At 40.4% G+C, this 5,099-nt stretch carries 5 protein-coding genes and 3 tRNA genes; 2 read left to right on the plus strand and 6 right to left on the minus strand.

Features of this window, described 5'->3' with window-relative positions; all coding sequences use genetic code 11:
* Positions 1–123: 123 nt before the first annotated feature.
* The gene (locus tag GBI16_RS17575) at positions 124–327 is read left to right on the plus strand and encodes a hypothetical protein (protein ID WP_004696295.1); all 204 of its coding nucleotides are present in this window, start codon (positions 124–126) and stop codon (positions 325–327) included.
* Positions 328–457: 130 nt separating this feature from the next.
* Here GBI16_RS17575 and GBI16_RS17580 read toward each other — a convergent pair.
* The 5 genes from GBI16_RS17580 to GBI16_RS17600 form a co-directional block, all read right to left on the minus strand.
* Positions 458–542, minus strand: a tRNA-Leu gene (locus GBI16_RS17580).
* 33 nt (positions 543–575) lie between these two features.
* Positions 576–649 (minus strand) — tRNA-Trp (locus GBI16_RS17585).
* Positions 650–684: 35 nt separating this feature from the next.
* Positions 685–769, minus strand: a tRNA-Leu gene (locus GBI16_RS17590).
* Between the two features lie 107 nt (positions 770–876).
* The gene (locus tag GBI16_RS17595; RefSeq protein WP_151707572.1) at positions 877–1,701 is read right to left on the minus strand and encodes a protein kinase domain-containing protein; all 825 of its coding nucleotides are present in this window, start codon (positions 1,699–1,701) and stop codon (positions 877–879) included.
* A complete protein-coding gene (locus tag GBI16_RS17600; RefSeq protein WP_086208382.1) occupies positions 1,676–3,187 on the minus strand; it encodes a DUF3336 domain-containing protein in 1,512 nt (503 codons plus the stop codon). The genes GBI16_RS17595 and GBI16_RS17600 overlap by 26 nt, the downstream gene beginning before the upstream one ends.
* Positions 3,188–3,389: 202 nt before the next feature.
* Between GBI16_RS17600 and GBI16_RS17605 the strand changes: the two genes are divergently transcribed.
* Positions 3,390–4,262: an ATP-binding protein gene (locus GBI16_RS17605; protein ID WP_151707573.1), complete on the plus strand. Its 873-nt coding sequence runs from the start codon at positions 3,390–3,392 to the stop codon at positions 4,260–4,262.
* Between the two features lie 93 nt (positions 4,263–4,355).
* Here GBI16_RS17605 and GBI16_RS17610 read toward each other — a convergent pair whose 3' ends face one another.
* The gene (locus GBI16_RS17610) at positions 4,356–5,024 is read right to left on the minus strand and encodes an isochorismatase family protein (RefSeq protein ID WP_151707574.1); all 669 of its coding nucleotides are present in this window, start codon (positions 5,022–5,024) and stop codon (positions 4,356–4,358) included.
* Positions 5,025–5,099: the final 75 nt, after the last annotated feature.

A 5,099-nucleotide genomic window follows, 5' to 3' on the forward strand; every position in this document is an offset into this window, starting at 1 on the left:
TGATGATGGATAGCCTGATTACGTGCTAAAAAACAGCAAAAATAAAAATATATAAAAAAATCCCCTTTAAAAAAGCGTGAAATATCCCTATTAATAATTTATCAGTGAATAAGGAATATCCTCGTGAAAAAAGTAGTGAAAGCAAAAAACCTCATCGCCTTTCGTATTTGGTTAGAGAAATTGGGGTATTCAGTCAAAACTTTAGCAGACAACCGTGGCTTTACTTTTAGCTTTAAAAAAGAATATGGACTGGTGACCTGCGACCTCGCGGGAAATAACTTGGCCATGCAGCTCGGTGAAGAATTCGAAGACCATTTGAAAGCCTAAAATTGCTCCATACTTACTTCGCGTGATGAATCAAAACTTAGCCCCCTTATGGGGGCTTTTTTTATGATGAATGGATTCTTAAATTTCAGACAAGAAAAAAGCAAGGCTCTATACCTTGCTTCATCACTGATGGTGGGGACGGAGAGACTCGAACTCTCACACCTTGCGGCGCTGGAACCTAAATCCAGTGCGTCTACCAATTTCGCCACGTCCCCATCAGGGTGCTAACTGTTCGTTAGACTTTAAGTTGGCAGAGGATCAAGGATTCGAACCTTGACGAACGGTTTTGGAGACCGTCATGCTACCATTACACCAATCCTCTATGGCCTTATAAATCATCTTAATTCAAATGATTTATGGTGGGGACGGAGAGACTCGAACTCTCACACCTTGCGGCGCTGGAACCTAAATCCAGTGCGTCTACCAATTTCGCCACGTCCCCAATGGCTGTGTATACTATAGGGATCATTTTCGCATGACAAGCAATTTTTAAGAAAAACACACTCATTTGATTAAATAAGAAACAAAAACCATATACTTGGCTTTTTCTCATTCAATTTCAGTCATTAAGCATCGTTTTGCAGCCATAATATTTTGCCATCTTTGGCTTTTTTGCTTAGCCAAAAGTCCATGTAATAGTGGACTAAAATCCTGAAAAGGTTCTGGAAGCGCTAGCTTCAAAGACTGACAGTGTAAATACGCCCAGTCTTGGTAGCTTGCTGCCTGCAAACGCTGATCAGTCAACCACTCAAGTAGAATGATCCCGAGTGCATACAGGTCGGTTTGTACGGTCTTTGCTTCACCATGAAATAACTCTGGTGCCATATAGCGTGGCGTTGCATTTATAGTTTGTTGATGTCCAGTTCCACCAATTGTTTGACTTTGCTCAAAATCAATCAATTTACATGTCGAACCTGCCAATAAAAAATGTGCAGGTTTTAAGTCAGCATGAATCCAGTCCATCTGATGTAATTCTTCTACAGCATTCAACATTTTGAAGATGATATGAATGACATGATCACAACTTAACTGACGCGGATCTCTTACAAGTAAAGGTGGCAGGTCTTTTAAAATAAGCGCAGCACTCACCTGCTCTGAATGAAACTCAAAATTTTCAAGAATTTGTACTTCAGGCAAAAACGTTGGTTGTGGCGACATCGCAAGCGCATGCTGATAAAAGCTGAACTCTGCATTAAAACCATCAATAAGTACGGAATAACTGGATGCCAATTGAAACTTTAACCAATACCTCTGCCCTGCAACCTCAAAGCGATAAAGTCGTCGCCCCCAACTCAAACGCTGAGTCGGAGTATGAAGCGACAACTCGAGCATGTTCAATTCTTGACGATCAAACTGCCAAGAATTCGGATTCATTCATTTCTGCCGTATTCAACTCAGTTAAGACTTCCAAACAATGTTGAATCGTTTTACCAACACGGGCATGTGTCTCAATCATTGAAATTTTAGGCCAAGTTGCACGCTCGCCTTCACGTTGTAGGAGCTTAAACAAATGTGGCCGTGGATTTTGTAACATATAACTATAATGGCGTAGACCATATTTTCCCACAATATTTACATCGCCATAATAACGCTGATCAACCACACCATAGCCATGGTCCAGTAAACGACGGATCGGCGGGATATTACCTACACGTTCGCGGGCAAAGTCCATGACACCTTTACTAATTACTTTACCCTGCCGACGTACAATACGCTCAGGCCAGCTCAGCATGTCTTTACGGAAACGTGCTTCATCCGACTGCATAAAGGGCACGACATGTGGATTGACTTGGCTGGCAATTGTGTAATTTAAATTGTATAAACGCGCCATCTTTTCCTGAGGGAAATCACTACGCACACTACCATCCACCCAGCGCGTAGAAGACATATAGGGCGTATATAAACCATCATGTCGCTTACTGGTCAGTTTGACGGGTGGGAACAAAATTGGCACAGCACAGGACGCTAAGACAGCACTCCACACCAATAAATCCGGTGAAGTAAAAGTATTCATGATGCGTGCATTTTGTGAGGCATCATAAGGTGCAACCGCGACATTGTTGTATAAGCCTGACTGCTTAAAAGCTTCTTCAAAAGTCACATCACCTAAGTTCGCGATCAAAAAGCTTTTTAAATGCTTTACATCAGCCAAACCACCATTGCCTTTTAGAACTTCACGAAAACCCCGAAATTGAAAAGCATCAGTAAAGAAGTTTTCACCATTTAAGATGCTCAGCATCTCAGCAGGAGTCGCTCGCCCCAACATAGCCGTCATGATGGCTCCAGCACTCGAACCAGACAGTACTTTTGGCATCAGATCTTGTTCAAGCAAAGCCTTACATACACCTGTATGAAATAACCCCAAGGTTGCACCACCTGAAAACATCAGTGCAGGTTGTCCAAAGGCTTTTTGGCAATGTTGAAAAAATTCAATTTTTTGTTGTTTATCTAGACATTGGCAATCCGTAGATGCCACAAATGCTAAACCTAGGCTGACTTCATCAATATAGTCTTCAATAATTTTTTTGGTGCCCACATAAGTTGCTGTGAACAGCATAGGATGAGCAATATTGGCAATATCATAGCTTAAACCTTCACGCAGAAGGTACATTAGATCAGTCGTTCGTTTTTGTTGGCGATAGCGTTTCAACAATCCTAAGCGATGGGTAATCACTTCTGCATCAAAATAAGGTGAACAGTTATCATACTTCCACTCTTGCGCCCCTGATTCCTCATCAATCTTCAGCGCAATATTTTTCCACTCAGTATAATTTTCCGCCTGTGCTAACTGCTGCTTTAGTTTTTTAATGCGATAGGCTTGGTGCGGGTTGATTTCCCGTGTGAAATCTTTAAACAACATATTTGTCCTCACCCACTTTTTTTATTTTCCTAAAACATCATTAACATTGCCAGAGTTAGTCTAACGACTATGTGTAAATTATGGGAGTATTACAATTGCCATTTCAAGCCTAAAATTGGCAAATTAGTACCATTTTAAGGGTTTGATGTGCCTAAATCGGGTGTTAATATCAATTCCAAGTGTAATTATAAACTGATTGATCATGGCAACTCTTGACCTACCCAACAATATCTTAGAAACACTATCGACTGTACTCCAACAGCTACAGCAAAGCCTTCCTGAGGTTAAACAAGCACCTGATTTCTCGGCGATTGCATTTAAATGGCAAAATGGTGAATTAAAAGCCATTCATCAACTCAAGCGTGTCGAATTGAATGACTTAAAAGGGATTGAGCGCCAAAAAGAGAAAGTTTTACAAAATACTGAACAATTTCTCAATGGTTTACCTGCCAATGATGTCCTGCTCACAGGCTCTCGTGGTACAGGAAAATCCTCTATTGTGCGGGCTCTATTAACGGAATATGCAGAGCAAGGGTTAAGACTGATTGAAATTGAACGTGATGATTTATCTGAACTACCTGAGATTCAAAAGCTCATCGCAGAACGTCCTGAAAAATTTATTGTATATTGCGATGACTTAGCTTTTAACGCAGAAGATGAAAACTATCGCAGTTTAAAAAGTGTGCTGGATGGATCTTTGCAGTCTGGTTCTAGTAATTTTATTATTTATGCCACCAGTAACCGTCGTCATTTATTGCCCGAGTTTATGCATGAAAATACACCTGTAACTCGTGTCGATGTACCACAATATAACGAACTACATCCACAAGAAGCGATTGAAGAAAAAATTTCACTCTCTGATCGTTTTGGATTGTGGCTGTCTTTTTATCCAATGGATCAAAACTTGTATTTAGAAATCGTACAGCATTACTTATCAAAAGCTCAGATCAGCATGGATGACATAGTACGTGCTGAGGCATTGCGTTGGTGTCAGACACGTGGTCAGCGCTCTGGACGTGCAGCGTATCAGTTCTCTAAACATTGGATTGGTTCACAGCAACTCAAACAAATTTAATATTTTTGTTTAAATCAACAACACCCCAAAAATCTATATAACATTTGGGGTGCTGTAATCTAGTTACTAGAAAAAACTAAGTTTAATTTCAGTTTATTGATACTTGTCTAAGTTCGTTTCAGGTCCATCTTTCACAACTGCTTGCGCTTTTGCATAACTTTCCATTAAACACTTATATTCTGGGCAGATATGTTCAGAAATAATTTCAGCAAAACGAGAACCTTCTGGACGGTTCCAAGTGCGCATTAACTCAGCCACAATGGCGAAAGTATCAGTTGGAATCGCACCAGCTTGGGTAACACGAGCAATTGATGTATCCATCGCCATCTTATTCCAATTACCAGAAGCATCTACAACACAATACACATTATAGCCTTCCTTACGTGCACTTACGGCTGGGAATGTCATACATACACTGGTCAGGGTTCCCGCAATAATCAAAGTTTTTCTGCCTGTTTTCTTAATTTCATCAACAAAGCGTGGATTATCCCATGTATTAATTTGTCCAGTACGAGGAACATAAACCGCATGGGGTGCAAAATGGTGGATTTCAGGGATTAAAGGCCCATTTGGCCCGTCTGGCACAGAGGCAGTAGTAATCACTGGGATATTTAACAATGTTGCTGCTTTTGCAATTGCAATGACATAATTTCGTAAATCAGGTACAGGCAAATCCCGTACTGTATTAAAAAGTCCACTTTGATGATCTATCAATAAAATAACTGAATCATCTGGATCTAACATTCCATTAGTTGCTGTCATGATAAACACCTCTAAGATTTTCTTCTAATTGTGTAGCCCCCATTGTTGCAATGGAAGTTCCTAAGACAGATGGAC

Source organism: Acinetobacter sp. TUM15064, from assembly GCF_008980265.1.
Taxonomy (GTDB): Bacteria; Pseudomonadota; Gammaproteobacteria; order Pseudomonadales; family Moraxellaceae; genus Acinetobacter.